The sequence below is a fragment of the Streptomyces angustmyceticus genome (genome assembly GCF_019933235.1).
GTDB classification, from domain to species: domain Bacteria; phylum Actinomycetota; class Actinomycetes; order Streptomycetales; family Streptomycetaceae; genus Streptomyces; species Streptomyces angustmyceticus.
In genome coordinates this window covers 2896929-2913731 of the sequence record NZ_CP082945.1, presented here as the reverse complement: position 1 = coordinate 2913731, position 16803 = coordinate 2896929, and the positions used below count along the sequence as shown (strand labels likewise).

The following is a 16803-nucleotide window of genomic DNA, read 5'->3' as shown; positions in this document are numbered from 1 at the left end:
AGAACCCCGGCGCGCGGACGCCGCTGTGAGGTAAGGCTCAGTCGCCGCCGGCGCCGCCTTCCGGGAAGGGCGGGACTTTGCCCACAGGCCCTAGTCGCGATCTATCGCGTTTCGATACGCTGAGCCGGTGGACGCAGACAACGGGGGACGACCGGGCCCCGAGAACCCGCCCGGACCGCTGGAGCAGCAGGGCCGGCGGCAGGACCGGCAGCCGGTGAACATGACCAAGACGGCGACCGCGCCGCCCGCGGTGGCCGAGGGCGACCTCCGGGCGTCCGACGCGGACCGCGACCGGGTCGCCGAGATCCTCCGCGAGGCGCTGGCCGAGGGCCGGCTGGACCCGGAGGAGCACGCCGAGCGGATCGACACGGTCTACCGCGCCAAGACGATGGGCGAACTGGAGCCCGTCATCCGCGACCTCCCCGCGTCCGGCGCCGGCCGCGCCCGGCAGGACCGGGACGCGTACGCCCCCGGCGCCGGCACTCCGGGCCCTGACCAGAACCTCGTCGCGATCTTCAGCGCCTCCGCGCGCAAGGGCCGTTGGCGGGCGCCCGCGCGGATCAACGCCTTCGCGCTCTTCGGCAGCGTCGAGATCGACCTGACCGAGGCCGTCTTCCCGCAGCGGCAGGTCCAGATCAACGTCACGGCCGTCTTCGGCAGCGTCGAGATCCGGGTGCCGGAGAACATCACGCTGCGCAGCAGCGGCTCCGGCATTCTGGGCAGCTTCGAGGTCGAGTCGCACGACTCCGAGGACGCCGACGCCCCGCAGGTTGTCGTCAACGGCTTCGCCGTGCTGGGCAGCGTGGAGGCCAGGCCCAAGCGCGGTGCCTGGATCCGCGACCTGCGCGACCGTCTGCGCGACGGGCACCGCGAACTCCGCCACGAGCTGCGCGAGGAGCGGCGTGAGCGGCACCACCAACTGCGCGAGGACCGGCGCGAATGGCACGAGCGGCTGCACGCCGAGCGCCGTGAGCGCCGTGACCGGTTCCGCAAGGGCATGGGGGGCTGAGGCCGGGGAAGGCGCGCGGACACCGCCGCGGCGCGGGTGCCCCGCCCAGCAGGGGCGTCACCCGCGATTTTCTCCTTGTCGCACGATCGCCACGGTGTGCATAAGCGTGCGTACAGCGGGTAGGGCTGGTGCATCGTCTCTCGTACGGCTGCGGGGTGCGAAAAGGCCGTGCGCAGCGAGACGGGCAAGGGTGATTCTCTCGCCGAAGCCGTCGTCAGGAGTTGACCGTGCTGCTACCGCAACAGCCCCTGCAGGATGCCGCTGTCGTCCCGTCCCAGCAAGTGCCTGCTCGTGACGAGGCCGGCCCCTGGCATTCGGAGGCGGTGTGCCGCCGGGACGAAGCCGGGCTGTTCTTCGCCCCGTCCAAGGAGCCGACCGCCGCGCGCCTGGCCAGAGAAGAGGCCGCGAAGCGGGTCTGCGCCCGCTGCCCCGTGATGGTCGAGTGCCGGGAGCACGCGCTGCTCCAGCCCGAGCCGTACGGCGTCTGGGGCGGCCTGACCGCGGCCGAGCGCCGGGTCGTCCTGACCCGCCGGCGGCGCCGGGAGAGCGAACTCCAGCGCGCCGCGCACATGCCTGCGGCGGGCTGAGCGGCCGCGCGAGGCTTCGGCCCATAGGACGCACCCCCCAGCAGGACGCACCCCAGGGCGTATGGGCCACTTCGCCCCCGCCGGAGCTTCTCCGGCGGGGGCGAAGTGCGTGGGCGGGCGGGCCGGTTGCACAGGCCGGCCCGCGCGCCGCTAGCTGGGGCGCTCGAAGTCCACCGAGCTGTACGCACGCAGCTTGGACAGCCGGTGCTGGGAGTCGATCTGGCGGATGGTGCCGGACTTGGAGCGCATCACCAGGGACTGGGTGTAGGCGTTCTCGGCGCGGTAGCGCACCCCGCGCAGCAGTTCGCCGTCGGTGATGCCGGTGGCGACGAAGAAGACGTTGTCGCCGCGGACCAGGTCGCCGATCTCCAGCACCTTGTCCAGGTCGTGCCCGGCGTCCAGCGCCCGCTGCCGCTCCTCGTCGTCCTTGGGCCACAGCTTGCCCTGGAAGGCGCCGCCCAGGCACTTCAGCGCACAGGCCGCGATAATGCCCTCGGGCGTACCGCCGATTCCCAGCAGCAGGTCCACGCCGGTGCCCTCGCGGGCCGCCATGATCGCGCCGGCGACGTCGCCGTCGGCGATGAACTTGATCCGGGCCCCGGCCTCCCGGACCTCCTTGACCAGGCCCTCGTGGCGGGGCCGGTCCAGGATGACGACGGTGACGTCCTCGACCGCGGACTTCTTCGCCTTGGCGATCCGCTTGATGTTCACCGCCACCGGCGCCGTGATGTCGACGAAGTCCGCCGCCTCCGGGCCCGTGGCGAGCTTGTCCATGTAGAAGACCGCGGACGGGTCGAACATCGAGCCGCGCTCGGCCACCGCCATCACGGACACCGCGTTCGCCATGCCCTTGGCGGTCAGCGTCGTCCCGTCCACCGGGTCCACGGCCACGTCGCACTCCGCGCCGGTCCCGTCGCCCACGCGCTCGCCGTTGTAGAGCATCGGGGCGTTGTCCTTCTCGCCCTCCCCGATGACCACGACGCCGTCCATCGAGACGGTGTGGATCAGGGCGCGCATCGCCTTGACCGCCGCGCCGTCCGCGCCGTTCTTGTCACCTCGCCCCACCCAGCGGCCCGACGCCATGGCACCGGCCTCGGTGACCCGGACGAGCTCCAGGGCGAGGTTGCGGTCCGGGGCCTCGGGGCTGACCTCGAGCTGGGACGGGAGATGATGCTCGCTCATCGAGCGCACCTTTCTGAACGGCGACGGCCGTGAGGGAATGAGGGTGGCTGTGCGGGGGTGCGGGGGTTTCCCCCGGAGGTTCACAGTATCTCCAGGCCGCCAAAATGAGCAGAGGGCCCTACGCATGAGCACCCGCCGGGCGGCCGGTCGCGTGGTTGTCCTCGCAGGTCAGGGCCTTTGCCGGGGGGCCTGTCGGGGCCGCGCCGGGGATGGGGGACCATAGGGGCGTGGCAGGTATGCGAGGCAGGCAAACGGTGCGGGACATGGTCCTGTCGCTGGCGGTGATCGGCATCCTCGTCGGGGCGATCTACATCTTCATCCCGCACGACGAGAGCGCGGACGCGGCGAAGAACGCGGTCAAGACGGTCGACTACCGCGTCGAACTGATCACGGCCCGGCGGGCGGCGCCCTACGCGGTCGCCGCGCCCGAGGGGCTGCCCAAGACCTGGCGCGCCACCTCCGTGTCGTACAAGGCGAGCGAGGACGGCAAGGGCGGCGCCTGGCATCTGGGCCTGCTCGACCCGGAGCAGCAGTACGCGGCCGTCGAGCAGAGCGACGCCGTGCCGCGGAAGTTCATCCAGGAGGTCACGCTCGGCGCGGCCAAGGCCGAGGGCAAGCAGGCCGTCGGCAGCAAGAAGTGGGACCGCTACAAGGGCGACAAGTACAACGCGCTGGTCCGCGAGGAGCCCGGGGTGACCACCGTCGTCACCGGCACCGCGCCCTACGGACGGCTCGCCGACCTGGCCGCCGCGCTGGTCGCGAAGAAGAGCTGAGCGCCGGCGAAACCGACGAGGCCGCCGCACCCGGGAGGGGTGCGGCGGCCTCGTGCGTGGTGCGGGCGGGTCCGCTCAGACGGTGGCGACGGCCTCGTCGAAGGCCAGCCGCGGGGAGCGCGGGAAGAAGGCGTCGGCGCCCGGCTTGCCGATGTTGATGACGAGGAACGCCTTCTGCTTGCCGTCGCCGAAGAACTCCTTGTCGATGCCGGCGAAGTCGAAGCCGGTCATCGGGCCGGCGGCCAGGCCGGCGGCGCGGACGCCGACGATGAAGTAGCCGGCCTGGAGGGTGGCGTTCTGGGTGCCGGCCACCTCGCGGCGCGCGGCCTCGGAGAAGAAGGCGTCCTTGATGCCCGGGGCGTGCGGGAAGAGCTGCGGCAGCTTCTCGTGGAAGTCCAGGTCCACGGAGAGGATCGCGGTCAGCGGCGCGCTGAGGGTCTTCGGGCCGTTGGCGCCCATGGCGTGGTTGACCAGGCGCTCACGGGCCTCCTGGGAACGGACCAGGGTTATCCGCAGCGGCGTCTGGTTGAAGGCGGTCGGGCCGAACTTCACCAGGTCGTAGATGGCCTGGACCTGCTCGTCCGTCACCGGCTCGTCCGTGAACGTGTTGGCGGTCTGGGCCTCCCGGAACAGGAGGTCCTGAGCGGCGGTGTCAAGGGCGAGAGACATAAGGGCACCTCGGTGAGTGAGCTGGGTCGGGTTCTGTGACAGTGCAGACACCAGTGATCATGTAGCCGCCACAGGGGTCATTCGGGAAATACTGTAGAGGAAATAGATTAAGCTTCAACTAAAATGCGGGTGTTGTGAGGGGGTTCACAAGGGTTCGCCTTGCCGAGGGGGCGAGAGGCCGAACCGGCAGTGCCGCGCGGGGCCGCCAGGGCTTCCGGAGACCCCGGGACCGGCCGCGAGGGCTTCCGGCGAACTCCGTCGCCGGGCGCGCTCCGCCCCCTATGCGCGCTCCGCCTCCGGCTCGTCCGGCTCCGCCAGCGCCGCGTCCAGCCGTGCCCGTGCGCCGTCCAGCCAGCGGCGGCAGACCTTCGCCAGCGCCTCGCCGCGCTCCCACAGCGCGAGCGACTCCTCCAGCGTCGTACCGCCCGCCTCCAGGCTGCGGACGACCTCGATCAGCTCGTCCCGCGCCTGCTCGTAGCCCAGCGTGGAGTCCACCGACTCCACGGGGGCCGCCGCCCCGGCCGCCGCGCCCTGCTCCGTGTCCGCCGCGCCGTCCGTCTTCGCCTTCGCCATGTCTCCCACCCTAAGAGTTGGTCCGTGCCCTATTCGGGGGGTGTGCCGGCGCCCGGGACGCCGTCCACCCGTACCCGGAACTCGCCCTCGGCCACCCGGGCCCGCAGCGTCTCGTCCGCGCCGACCTCGGCCGGTGCGCGCACGGCCGTGCCGTCCGGTTTCTGCAGGACCGCGTAGCCGCGCTCCAGCGTCGCCTTCGGGGAGAGCGCGACCACCCGGGCCAGGGTGTGCGACAGCTCCGAGTCGGCGCGGTCCAGCAGATGTCCCAGGGTCCGCCTGCCGCGCTCCAGCAGCGCCGTGACCTGCTCCTCGCGCTCCTCGACCATCCGCTGCGGACGCTGTATGCACGGCCGCTGCAGGGCCCCGGCCAGGCCGCGCTCCTCGCGCTGCAGGAAGCCGTCGATCGCACGCAGCGCCCGTTCCCGCAGCTGCCGGACCCGGGCCAGCTCCTCGCCCACGTCCGGGACCACCTTCTTCGCCGCGTCCGTCGGCGTCGAGGCGCGCAGGTCGGCGACCAGATCCAGCAGCGGGGTGTCCGGCTCGTGGCCGATCGCCGAGACGACGGGCGTCACGGCCGCGCTCACGGCCCGCACGAGCTGCTCGTCGGAGAACGGCAGCAGGTCCTCCACGCTGCCGCCGCCCCGGGCCACGATGATCACGTCCACCTCGGGCAGCGCGTCCAGCTCCTGGACCGCGGCGACCACCTGCGGGACCGCGTGCACGCCCTGCACCGGCACATTGCGCACCGCGAAGCGGACGGCCGGCCAGCGGTGCCGGGCGTTCTCCAGGACGTCCCGCTCGGCGGCGCTCGCCCGGCCGCAGACCAGCCCGATCAGCTGCGGAAGGAAGGGCAGCGGCCTCTTGCGGTCCGCGGCGAACAGCCCCTCGGCCGCCAGCGACTTCTTCAACTGCTCCAGGCGGGCGAGGAGTTCGCCGACCCCCACCGGCTTGATCTCGGCGGCCCGCAGCGAGAGCTGGCCGCGCGGGGCGTACCACTCCGGTTTCGCGTGCACCACCACCCGGGCGCCCTCGCTGACCACGTCGGCGACCTTGTCGAAGACCTGGCGGTAGCACGTCACGCTCACCGAGATGTCGTACGACGGGTCGCGCAGCGTCAGGAAGACCACCCCCGCGCCGGGGCGCCGCGAGAGCTGGGTGATCTGCCCCTCGACCCACACCGCGCCGAGCCGGTCGATCCAACCGCCGATGAGCCGGGACACCTCGCCGACCGGGATCGGCGTCTCCGGGGACGTAGAAACAGCCATACGAGCGAGACTAGCGGCGGGCACCGACAGTGGCGGCACTCGCGCGGTCCGTGGCCGGGGAACGGCTCCGCCGTCGCCGACCCGGCCCGCACCCCGGTCGTCCCCCGGCCGCCCCCACAGGTGTCCCCTCCGTCGCTCCCGTCACTCCCGCCCCCGTCCCCGTCTCCGGCGCTGCGTCACCAGCACCACCACCCCCGCCGCCAGCCAGGCCCCGCCCACGGCCCGCGCGGCGGCCGACGCCTCGACGACCACCGCGCCCACCACCGCCAGCCCCAGCAACGGGACCACCAGATGCCGCAGCACGCCCGGTGGCCCGCCCGCCCGGCGGATCCAGAACCAGCCGATCACCGACGCGTGCAGCAGCCCGAACGCGGTCAGCGCCCCCACGTTCACGACCGACGACAGCTGGTCCAGCCCGTCGTCCCTGCGGGCCGCCCACACCGCCGCCACCAGCGTCACCAGCGCCGCGCCCAGCAGCGCCCGGCGCGGCACCCCGCTGCCCCGGTCCACCGCCGACATCGCCCCGGGCAGCCGCCGGTCCCTGGCCATCGCGAACAGCAGCCGGCCGGCCGCCGCCTGCCCCGCCAGCGCCGCGAACGCCGCGCCCACGGCCTTGCTCGCCGCCACCAGGTCGTGCAGCCAGCGGCCCACCGACGCGTCGACCGTGGCGTAGAAGGCGCCGCCCTGCTCGGCCGGCCGGGCCGCCAGCTCCGCCGCGCTCATCGGCATCAGCAGCGCCGCCAGATAGGTCTGCGCCGCGAACAGCACACCGGCGACCGCCAGACAGGTGAGCACCGCCCGCGCCACCCGGTCCGGCCCCGGCCGGCCGCCCCTCCCGGGGGCCGCCGGACCCCCGACCTCCTCCGCGAACGACGCGATCGCGTCGAAGCCCAGATAGGACAGCACCGCCACCGACACCGCGGACAGCACCGCCCGCACCGAGAACCCGCCCGCGCCGGTCAGCGGCTCCGTCCAGCCCCGCGGAGCCCCGTGTACGGCCAGCACGACCACCGCCGACACCACGAACACCGCCAGCACCACGATCTCCATGGCCAGCACCGCGAAGCCCACCCGGGCCGCCGTCCGCACGCCCCACAGGTTCAGCAGCGTGGTCACGGCCACCGCCAGCGCCGTCCACACCCACGGGTGCACCGAAGGGACCAGCGCGTGCAGCGCGATCCCGGAGAACAGGTACGCCACCGCCGGAACCAGCAGATAGTCCAGCATCGCCATCCATCCGGCGACGAACCCGGCGCCCTCGCCCAGACCCACCCGGGCGTAGGTGTAGACCGCCCCGGCCCGCGGGGCGACGCGCACCATCTGGGCGTACGAGAAGGCGGTGCACGCCATCGCGGCCGTCGCGACGAGGTAGACGGTGGTGACCGCGCCGTGCGAGGCGGCCTGGAGGGTGCCGAAGATCCCCACCGGCGCCATCGGGGCGATGAACAGCAGCCCGTAGACGACCAGGTCCCGGAAGGTCAGCGTCCGCCGCAGCGCCCCCGGCGCGCCGCCGCCCGGGATCCCCTCGGCGGCGGTGTCCGCCCCGCCGCCCGCCCCCGCGCCGCCCGCGCCGCCGCTCGTGCCCGGCATCCTGCCTCCTCGCTCGGTGCCGCCCTCAGTCTGGGACAACGGCGCGATCTTCCGGAGCGGGGCACGGCTTTACGATGGGACGCATGACTTCCTCGCCCCGCCCGACGCCCGCCGCCACCCCGGGCGAAGACGCATCGCACCGCAGCGGCCGGCGCAAGGTCCTGCTCGCCGCCCCCCGTGGCTACTGCGCGGGCGTGGACCGCGCCGTGATCGCCGTGGAGAAGGCCCTGGAGCAGTACGGCGCCCCCGTTTACGTCCGCCACGAGATCGTCCACAACAAGTACGTCGTGAAGACCCTGGAGAAGAAGGGCGCCATCTTCGTCGACGAGACGGAGGAGGTGCCCGAGGGCAACATCGTCATCTTCTCGGCGCACGGCGTCGCCCCGGTCGTCCACGACGAGGCCAAGCGCGGCAAGCTCGCCACCATCGACGCCACCTGCCCGCTGGTCACCAAGGTCCACAAGGAAGCCGTCCGCTACGCCAAGGAGGACTACGACATCCTCCTGATCGGTCACGAAGGCCACGAAGAGGTCATCGGCACCAGCGGTGAGGCCCCCGAGCACATCACCCTCGTCGACGGCCCCGACGACGTCTCCAACGTCGAGGTCCGCGACCCGGACAAGGTCGTCTGGCTCTCCCAGACCACCCTCTCGGTCGACGAGACCATGGAGACGGTGGACGCCCTGAAGGGCCGCTACCCCAACCTCCTCTCGCCGCCCAGCGACGACATCTGCTACGCCACCCAGAACCGCCAGACCGCGGTGAAGCAGATGGGCGCCGAGGCCGATCTCGTCATCGTCGTCGGCTCCAAGAACTCCTCGAACTCCGTGCGCCTCGTCGAGGTGGCGCTGGGCGCCGGCGCCCGCGACGCCCATCTGGTCGACTACGCCGAGGAGATCGACGAGGCGTGGCTGGAGGGCGTCGGCACGGTCGGCGTGACCTCCGGCGCCTCCGTCCCCGAGGTGCTCGTCGACGGCGTCCTGGAGTGGCTCGCCGCGCGCGGCTACGAGGACGTCGAGACCCTCAAGGCCGCCGAGGAGTCCATCCACTTCTCGCTGCCCAAGGAGCTCCGCCGGGACCTGCGCGCCGAGGCCAAGGCCGCCACCGAGGGCTGAGGAACTGCCGCTTCCGCTTCGTCACCCGGGGCACCGGTCGGTGCATCCCGGGGGCGCGCCGCCCCGCCGACGCCTAGCCTTTTCCCATGAAGGTCTTCGGTGTGGACATCGGTGGATCGGGCATCAAGGGTGCCCCGGTGGATCTGGAGCGCGGCGACCTCGCGGAGGAGCGCTACAAGGTGCTGACCCCGCATCCGGCCACCCCGGACGCGGTCGCGGACGGCGTCAAGGAGGTCGTGGACCACTTCGGGTGGTCGGGACCGGTCGGTGCGACCTTCCCCGGTGTGGTCACCGGCGGGACGACCCGCACCGCCGCCAATGTCGACAAGGGCTGGATCGGCACCGACGCCGCGGGACTGCTCACCGCGCGGCTCGGCGGCGAGGCCGGCGGCAGCCCCGTCACCGTGCTCAACGACGCGGACGCGGCCGGCCTGGCCGAACTCCGCTTCGGCGCCGGCCGTGGCCGGACCGGCACGGTCATCGTGCTCACCCTCGGCACGGGCATCGGCAGCGCCCTCTTCACCGACGGCCGCCTGGTGCCCAACTCCGAGCTGGGCCACCTGGAGCTGCACGGCCACGACGCCGAGAAGCGCGCCTCCACCAAGGCCAAGGAGGACGAGGACCTGAGCTGGCAGCACTGGGCGCACCGGGTCCAGCGCTACCTCGCCCATGTCGAGATGCTCTTCTCGCCCGAGCTGTTCGTGATCGGCGGCGGGGTGAGCCGCAAGGCGGAGAAGTTCCTGCCGCTGATCGAGGGCGTCAGCGCGGAGATCGTGCCGGCTCAGCTTCAGAACAATGCGGGGATCGTGGGGGCCGCGATGGCTGCTTACGCCGCTCAGGCTGGCGAGCCACCTGCCGCGGACGGTTCCCCGGCCGCGGCCGGGGCCGCCCCGCAGACCGCTCCTGCGGACCGCGCGCTGCGCTCCGCGGTCGACTCGCCGGTCGGCTGGCCCGACGGCGGGCGATGACCAGCACCCGGCGGAGGATCGCGAGCAGCGCGCAGATCAGCGTGCCGGCGTAGAGCCAGCCCGCGCTCAGCGCGAGGACGGTGAAGACGCCCATCAGCAGCCCGTCGAACCCGCCCGTGCCGCGCTGGATCGGCAGCGCACCGATCGTGAACGCGATCGGCAGCGTCACCGGCGCGATGACCAGGTCGTACGGCCTGACCCAGAGCGCCGCGGCGGCGCCCACCAGCAGATAGCAGACGCCGTACGGGGTCGGGGCGCCGCCGAGCAGCAGCCGGTCCAGGAAGCCGAAGGCCAGCAGTGCCAGCGTCGCCAGCAGCCAGCAGCCCAGCCCGGTGAGCTTGGCCGCCGGCATCCGCCGCAGCGCGGGCGGCGCGGACGGCAGCGGGCGCTGCGGGCGCGCCCGGTACACGGTCGCGGTCTCTCTGCCCTCCGGTGGGGCGGGGGCGCGTCCGGGCGCCGGGGGCGCGGCCGTCCGCGCCGGCGCCCGGGACGTCCCGGCCGGTGCGGGACCGCGCCCCGCGGCATGGACGCCCGCCGGTGCGGACGCCGGTACGGACGCGAACCCGGAGGCCCGCATCGCGGTGAGGAAATCGTCATCGGGGTCGGGGGCCACGGCCTCCGCGGGGCGCGGGAGCCGGGCGTCCTGGCCCGCGGGCGGCGGTGCGGACCGCGGCGGGCCGTGCTGGGGGGTGCGCGCTTCGTGTTGCTCCACCCGGCAACGGTAGGCCGCTAAGTGGGATTAACCGGTTACGGGACACGCCCTTTGGGCCGAGCCCGTTGCGATTCGTCCGGCGCCCGGAGCCGGACGGGCCGCGGCCGGTCCCGGTGGCGGCGGCCCGGCCCCGGCCGCGCCCCGTAGACTGGTGGATCGGCCCTCCCGGGGCCGTGCCCACCCCACCACCTCGCTCGGAAGTCGAGTCGCCACGTGTCGCTCACGATCGGAATCGTCGGTCTGCCGAATGTCGGCAAGTCGACCATGTTCAACGCCCTGACCAAGAACGACGTGCTGGCGGCCAACTACCCGTTCGCCACCATCGAGCCGAACGTCGGCGTCGTCGGCGTCCCCGACCCGCGTCTGGCCAAGCTGGCCGAGATCTTCTCCTCCCAGAAGGTCCTCCCGGCGACCGTCGACTTCGTCGACATCGCGGGCATCGTCCGCGGCGCCTCCGAGGGCGAGGGCCTGGGCAACAAGTTCCTCGCGAACATCCGCGAGTCCGATGCGATCTGCCAGGTCATCCGGGCCTTCAAGGACGAGAACGTCGTCCACGTCGACGGCAAGATCTCGCCCAAGGACGACATCGAGACCATCAACACCGAGCTGATCCTCGCCGACCTCCAGACCATCGAGAAGGTCCTGCCGCGCCTCCAGAAGGAGTCGCGGATCAAGAAGGACGTGGCCCCGAAGGTCAAGGCGGTCGAGGAGGCCAAGGCGATCCTGGAGAAGGGCGACACGCTCTTCGCCGCCGGCATCGTCCAGGGCTCCGGCAACGAAGAGCTCCTGCACGACCTCCACCTCCTCACCACCAAGCCCTTCCTCTACGTCTTCAACGTCGACGAGGACGAGCTGACCGACGAGGACTTCAAGGACCAGCAGCGCGCCCTGGTCGCCCCCGCCGAGGCCATCTTCCTGAACGCCAAGCTGGAGGCCGACCTCGCCGAGCTCGACGAGGACGAGGCCCTCGAACTCCTCCAGTCCGTCGGCCAGGACGAGCCCGGCCTGGCCACCCTCGCCCACGTCGGCTTCAACACCCTCGGCTTGCAGACCTACCTGACCGCCGGCCCCAAGGAAACCCGCGCCTGGACCATCAAGAAGGGCGCCACCGCCCCCGAGGCCGCCGGCGTCATCCACACCGACTTCCAAAAGGGCTTCATCAAGGCCGAGGTCATCTCCTTCGACGACCTGGTCGAAACCGGCTCCGTCGCCGACGCCCGCTCCGCCGGCAAGGCCCGCATGGAGGGCAAGGAGTATGTGATGCAGGACGGGGATGTGGTGGAGTTCCGGTTCAACGTGTAGCGGGTGATTTACCGCTACGGCGCTGATCTGGCGAATGTGCAGGTCAGGAGGGGTCGGCCCATCTGAGGGCCGACCCCGCTGTCGTTCCCGTTGCTGGATCCGTGTTCGTGGCCGTCGCCGAGACCGGCCAGTTCCAGGCTGCGGCCGACGAGCTGGGGATCAGCCAGCAGGCTGTCTCCAAGCGGATCGCGGCCCTGGAGAGGCACATCGAGGTCACGCTCCTGGTGCGGACCTCCCGAGGGTCCCGACTGAGCCTGGACGGGCAGGTCTTCCTGCCGCACGCCAAGAAGGTCCTGGCGGCCATCGAGCAGGCCGAGCAGGCCGTGCGCCCCGGCAGTCGTCCCTTGCCGCTGGCTGACGCGCCCTGGGCCAGTCCTGCGGACCTGGCCGGCCACCACATCTGGATCCCCGGGATCAGGCCGGGCACGGAGTGGGCGGCGTTCTACCAGGCGCTGTCCGAGGCCTTCGGCCTGAGCATCGACGGGCTCGGCCCCAACTTCGGTGACGAGGCCCTGATGGACGCGCTGGCCGACTCGGCCTCGCTGGCCACCCTCGTCGGCAGCGGGGACCGGTACCTGTGGCCCCAGACCCACGACCTGCGGCGCATCCCATTGCACGACCCGACCCCGGTCTACCCGCACGTGCTGCTGTTCCGCAGCGGAGACCAGCACCCCGTGCTGACCGTGCTACGCGACCATCTGCGCACCGCAGGCCCGCGAACCCCGCATAACGTGTGGGCGCCGGCCTGGGTAGACCGCTGACCAGACGACCGAATTAACAGACACGCCCTAGCAAGGAAGCAGCAGATACCCGCCGTTGGCCGGCTCGGTACGCCGCCTATGTAGGGGCCATGCACGAGTGGGCCGGCTCGACGTCATGCTGGGAAGTAGTGCCGCAGCCGCTCAGTGCGCGAGCGGTTCAGTCTGCGCTTGCGGCGCCATCAGCGCAGACGCACCCTTCAACGATGCCGACTTGCGGCAGGCTCACTTCCGACTTGAGGAAGCCTCCACCCAGATGGGAATGTGTGATCATCTGACTTGCGGTTCACGGGGGATGGGTTCGCATGGGTGTTGTGCTGCCTGGTTGGGCGGATGAGCTGCTTGACCTGATCGGTGTCTCGTGGCCGAATGTCGACGAGGACGACTATCGCGAAATGGCCAAAGCCATGCGGGAGTTCGCCGATGACATTGACGAAGGCGCCGACGAAGCACACACCGCCATCCAGAGTCTGGTGAGCTCGGCTGGCGGCTCTCTCGCCGTGGAAGCGCTCAACAGCCACTGGGGAAAGATCAATAGCAATCACCTCAAGGGCCTTGCCGACTGCGGCCGAATGGCGGGCACCGCGATGGACGGCGTCGCGCTCCTCATCGAGGGCGCGAAGATCGGCGCGCTGGTCCAGCTGGGCATACTCGCCGCGGAGGTGATCGCAGCCCAGGCCGCGGCCCCCTTCACCCTCGGGCTGTCGGAACTGGGCGCGATGGGTGCGACGCAGGCGACCCGCATGATCCTCAAGCGGCTGTTCAAAGAGGTTTGTCAGCAGGTTGCCGAGCAGGTCGTCAGCATCGCCCTCACTCCGGTCGAGGAGGCCCTGGGCGCGATGGTGGGTGACCTGGTCGTCCAGCTCGGCGCCAACGCCCTTGGTGTCAAGGATGGCGTGGACCTGGGCCAGGCCGCCAAGGCGGGCAAGGAAGCCTTCGCCCAGGGCGCGCAGGAGGCCAAGGGCGCCGCGAAATCAGCAGCGGACAACCCCATGGAACTTCTCAGCGCCGGCGGCAGTGGTGGGGGAAGCGGTGCTGGAGCCGGAGGCAGCGGCGGGTTCAGTTTCGACGCCGACGAGCACGACCGCGCCGTGACGAGTTTGGAGAGTGCGGGCGGTACCTTCCGGAACAAGGCCGGCGGCAAGATCGGAAGGGCCAAGAGCCACCATGGCCGTACTCGTGGCAAGGACGCCATCGCCGATGCCGCCAACACGGTGCTCGACAAGGTTATCGAAGGCATCGAAGACGGCGTCAAGAAGACCGCCAAACACCTCGACGACAACATGACCCGCGGCATCAAACAGATGGCCAAGAATCACAAGGACAACGACCAGGGTCTCGCCGACCACTTCAAGGGCCTTGGGAAGAACGATGCCAAGGGGCCGAAGGCTCCGGGAACCGGTGGGGCTGCAGGTGGTGGCAGCGGGCCGGGTGGGGGGAAGGGAGCGGGAGGCTCCGGCAGTCGGCCGCCGGGTGGGAGCGATGCCCCGCAGGGGCAACCCAGCAACCCTCCATGGCACGGGCAAAGCGCATGGGGGATGAAAAACCACCATGGTCGCGCTCTGGACGTGAGCGGACTCAATCACGACCAGAGGCTCAGGCTGCTTGAGGAGGAGTCGCGGCGACTAGCAGACGATGCGCACAATGCCCCGCCGGGACAGTCAGGTGTCGAGACGCCGGGCGCATATCGCATCAAGAATGGATGTGCCGGAAGCTTCTTGCATAACGGTGTGATCACGGGGCACACAAGCTCCACCAAATTCGGAGGACGTGTTGCCATCGATGTCCATCCTGAACTCAAGAGGATACTGGATGACATTGAGCAAGAGGGCAATATCAGTGCGGGGCACGGAAAGTGTGCTGAAGTCGCCCTGATATCTGACCGGTTGAGAGGATTGGACCATGACGGTACGCGGTTGACCAGCGAGGAAGCGCTGAAGAAGGAACTGGCAGGAGGAGTGATGCACACCAACAACATCGGGGACAGGAAGAGGGGTGGTGAGTTAATCGAGGGGCACGGGGATTACAAGCCACCCTGCGACTCTTGTAAGCGGATGCTGCCGCGGCTCGGTATCATCCCGCATGGAGGCTAGGTAGGCGTTTGAGGAGTGATGGAAACCGTGATCGGAGAAGAAGAAGTCAGATCGTGGCTGGCGGAGCACGGATGGTTCCCGGGTCGGGACATCGGCGAGGAGGCCGACCGGCTCATTGCGGACAGAATCCAAGATTTCACGGATCAAGGCGTGAACATTGCTCCGTTGCGGTGCGCCACAGCTTTTGTGCGTGAGTATGGCAACCTTGAATTCCCCTACCCTCGAAGCCCTGGCATCAAGATGGTCGTGACGCCAACATTCGGGTACGAAGGCGATGCTGAAGACATAGTCGAGCTGAGTCAAAATCTCGGCAGGCCGATTTTTCCTGTGGCGTACGAAACGCGGGAGCTCGGCATCGTGCTTATGGACGACACGGAGCGAATCTTTTACCTGCACGAAACGGGTTCGTACTTCGTGGCCGAGCGGCCCATTGAGGCGTTTGTCAAGCGTCTCGAAGGTAGTCGTCTGCAGGATGCGGAGGATTTCTTTGTCTAGCCCAGTCCCGGGTGTCGCGTCATCACTGCTCATCAATGACATGGTGCTCAGCCAGACCAATCTTGCAGGTAGCGGGGAACCCAATCTGCATCCGGCGGTCGACCGCTTCCTGCGCTTTTTGCCCGTGCAGTTGCGTGAACCATTCATGGGGTACTGTGCCGAATCGGCGCTTGTCTCAGACCAGTTGTGGCGTTTGGACGAGGAGCGGCCAGGTGGGAGCCATGTCACGCTGGAAGCCGCAGCGCCACACTTCACGAATGCCGTAATCCTCTCGCGGCTCATCCGTGAGCCCGGTGATCCAGAGCATGGACAACCGACGCTGCCCTGCCGTTCGTGCTCCGCGCTGCTCGACGAACTCGGCGTGAGGATCATGGGCCGTGACTGATGACAGGTGCGTGCTTCACACCGCAGGGTGGCAACCCGGTAGGGATACCGGTAACGACGGGATGCTCGCGATATTGGAGACCGTAAGCACGGTCGCGCAGTCCGGTCCTGGGCGATGGGGGGTCTTTCCGGCCGCAGAACAGAGCGTTCGCGAGTTTCACGGATTGACTTTCCGGCCCACGGTGCCCGGGCTGCAGGTGGCCGCCACGGGATGCACAGTGGATCCCCGTCTCGGCCGGTACACCCACAGCACGCTTGCCGGGTTGAGTGAGGCGCTGGGCATCAAACTGTTTCCCTTCGGTCGAACCGACTCCGATGCTCTGCTCGCCGTCGACGAGCAGGCTCGTCTCTTCTCCGTCGATCACGGCGGCTCGTGGCTCCTCGGTGTTTCACCGGCGGAGGGCATCACCGCTCTGCTTCAGGGGCAGCGGCCGGAACGTGTGGCAGAGGAGAAGCAGGAATGGCTGCTGCCCCCCATGGCAGAGGAAGACACCGTTGCCGACGCTGTGAAGACGGCCATGGTTCTGGTCTTCATCCTGGATCGCCACTCGGTACTGAGAACGGACATACTCCGGCTGCATGTGCGGGAGAAGATGGGGTTCGGTAGGGAGCCGCTTGATCTGGAATACCCGCTTCGGGACGGCGCCATGGAGGACGTCGCGCTGCGCGTGATCACGGAGCTGCGTGCCCGCTTGCAGGCGGCAGGCTTCGAGGCCCTTGAACTGGACATCACGTTGGCAGCGCCACAGGCCAGGATCGACGAAGCCAGTGCCAGTGCTGAGTCGGCGACACCGCGAGTCGACTGCGCCTTGATTACGGCGAACGGTGACCCTCGCGTGCTGCGGTTTGAATTGGCGGCACCGGCCGGTCGACTCGCCTTCGAGCAAGGGAACGTGGCGGCAGCCCTGGAAGAGATCAACAAGTACACGGAGTCACGACGATAGCGAGAGGAAAGCCGGGTTTCCTCCCTGGCCGGCCTTTGCCCGCCGCCGCTGTAGCTGTTCGCTCAGCCCCCGCCCGCTGCCGGACCGTGATGCAGACCGCTCCGCGTCCCGGACCAACTCGTCCTGATGAGGCGGGGACGATGCGGGGCCAGTTCCGAACGCTGCCGGTGGTGGGTCGGCCCGGGGGCTGGATCGACGCTGGATCGTATTCTGAATCGGACGATCACCGCAGGTGACAGCCGAGCCTCCGACATTCCGGTTCAATGTGTCGCGGGTGACCTACCGCTACAGGGCTGATTTGGTGAATGTGCAGGTCAGAGAGGGTACGGCTCTTCGGGGCCGGGCCCCTGGCTTTTCCCGTGTTGGGGTGGCGCTGGGATAGCT

At 70.1% G+C, this 16803-nt stretch carries 16 protein-coding genes and 1 pseudogene; 11 read left to right on the top strand and 6 right to left on the bottom strand.

What is annotated here, in order from left to right:
• Window positions 1-127 precede the first annotated feature (127 nt).
• Window positions 128-1009 (top strand): DUF1707 SHOCT-like domain-containing protein, encoded by an 882-nt coding sequence (locus K7396_RS13080; protein ID WP_223659914.1) that lies wholly within the window; start codon window positions 128-130, stop codon window positions 1007-1009.
• Between the two features lie 227 nt (window positions 1010-1236).
• A complete protein-coding gene (locus K7396_RS13075) occupies window positions 1237-1596 on the top strand; it encodes a WhiB family transcriptional regulator (protein WP_086717320.1) in 360 nt (119 codons plus the stop codon).
• A 150-nt stretch (window positions 1597-1746) separates the two neighbouring features.
• On the opposite strand, the gene glpX is transcribed toward K7396_RS13075, so the two are convergent.
• Window positions 1747-2778, bottom strand: coding sequence for a class II fructose-bisphosphatase (gene glpX, locus K7396_RS13070; protein WP_086717321.1), 1032 nt, complete (start codon window positions 2776-2778; stop codon window positions 1747-1749).
• Window positions 2779-3041: 263 nt separating this feature from the next.
• Here glpX and K7396_RS13065 point away from each other — a divergent pair, with 263 nt between their 5' ends.
• On the top strand, window positions 3042-3551 hold the full coding sequence (locus tag K7396_RS13065; protein ID WP_233476800.1) for a DUF4245 domain-containing protein: 510 nt from the start codon (window positions 3042-3044) through the stop codon (window positions 3549-3551).
• A gap of 75 nt (window positions 3552-3626) precedes the next feature.
• Here K7396_RS13065 and K7396_RS13060 read toward each other — a convergent pair whose 3' ends face one another.
• The 4 genes from K7396_RS13060 to K7396_RS13045 form a co-directional block, all read right to left on the bottom strand.
• On the bottom strand, window positions 3627-4220 hold the full coding sequence (locus tag K7396_RS13060; RefSeq protein WP_152104551.1) for a malonic semialdehyde reductase: 594 nt from the start codon (window positions 4218-4220) through the stop codon (window positions 3627-3629).
• Window positions 4221-4499: 279 nt separating this feature from the next.
• Window positions 4500-4793, bottom strand: coding sequence for an exodeoxyribonuclease VII small subunit (locus K7396_RS13055; protein ID WP_152104552.1), 294 nt, complete (start codon window positions 4791-4793; stop codon window positions 4500-4502).
• Window positions 4794-4822: 29 nt separating this feature from the next.
• Window positions 4823-6058, bottom strand: coding sequence for an exodeoxyribonuclease VII large subunit (xseA, locus tag K7396_RS13050; protein ID WP_152104553.1), 1236 nt, complete (start codon window positions 6056-6058; stop codon window positions 4823-4825).
• 141 nt (window positions 6059-6199) lie between these two features.
• Window positions 6200-7648 carry an APC family permease gene (locus tag K7396_RS13045; protein WP_152104554.1) on the bottom strand — a complete coding sequence of 483 codons (1449 nt, stop codon included), beginning with the start codon at window positions 7646-7648 and terminating at the stop codon, window positions 6200-6202.
• 83 nt (window positions 7649-7731) lie between these two features.
• On the opposite strand from K7396_RS13045, the gene K7396_RS13040 reads away from it, so the two are divergent.
• Together K7396_RS13040 and ppgK are read left to right on the top strand one after the other, a co-directional pair.
• On the top strand, window positions 7732-8763 hold the full coding sequence (locus K7396_RS13040; protein WP_086718731.1) for a 4-hydroxy-3-methylbut-2-enyl diphosphate reductase: 1032 nt from the start codon (window positions 7732-7734) through the stop codon (window positions 8761-8763).
• An 86-nt stretch (window positions 8764-8849) separates the two neighbouring features.
• Complete coding sequence (gene ppgK, locus K7396_RS13035; RefSeq protein WP_086718730.1) at window positions 8850-9731, top strand: polyphosphate--glucose phosphotransferase; 882 nt, start codon at window positions 8850-8852, stop codon at window positions 9729-9731.
• A 61-nt stretch (window positions 9732-9792) separates the two neighbouring features.
• Here the strand turns inward: ppgK and K7396_RS35805 are convergent.
• A pseudogene (locus K7396_RS35805) lies at window positions 9793-10083 on the bottom strand (DUF6542 domain-containing protein); the annotation flags it as partial.
• 573 nt (window positions 10084-10656) lie between these two features.
• On the opposite strand from K7396_RS35805, the gene ychF reads away from it, so the two are divergent.
• From ychF to K7396_RS13000, 6 genes are all read left to right on the top strand, one after another.
• A complete protein-coding gene (gene ychF / locus K7396_RS13025) occupies window positions 10657-11745 on the top strand; it encodes a redox-regulated ATPase YchF (protein WP_086718729.1) in 1089 nt (362 codons plus the stop codon).
• A 107-nt stretch (window positions 11746-11852) separates the two neighbouring features.
• Complete coding sequence (locus K7396_RS13020) at window positions 11853-12506, top strand: LysR family transcriptional regulator (protein ID WP_167392777.1); 654 nt, start codon at window positions 11853-11855, stop codon at window positions 12504-12506.
• A gap of 302 nt (window positions 12507-12808) precedes the next feature.
• Window positions 12809-14596, top strand: coding sequence for a YwqJ-related putative deaminase (locus K7396_RS13015; RefSeq protein WP_086718727.1), 1788 nt, complete (start codon window positions 12809-12811; stop codon window positions 14594-14596).
• A gap of 18 nt (window positions 14597-14614) precedes the next feature.
• Window positions 14615-15091 (top strand): SUKH-3 domain-containing protein, encoded by a 477-nt coding sequence (locus K7396_RS13010; RefSeq protein WP_086718726.1) that lies wholly within the window; start codon window positions 14615-14617, stop codon window positions 15089-15091.
• Window positions 15092-15131: 40 nt separating this feature from the next.
• Window positions 15132-15476, top strand: a complete 345-nt coding sequence (locus K7396_RS13005) for a YwqJ-related putative deaminase (RefSeq protein WP_223659912.1) — start codon at window positions 15132-15134, stop codon at window positions 15474-15476.
• Window positions 15469-16419, top strand: coding sequence for an SUKH-3 domain-containing protein (locus tag K7396_RS13000; RefSeq protein ID WP_086718724.1), 951 nt, complete (start codon window positions 15469-15471; stop codon window positions 16417-16419). The genes K7396_RS13005 and K7396_RS13000 overlap by 8 nt, the downstream gene beginning before the upstream one ends.
• The last annotated feature ends 384 nt before the right edge of the window (window positions 16420-16803 follow it).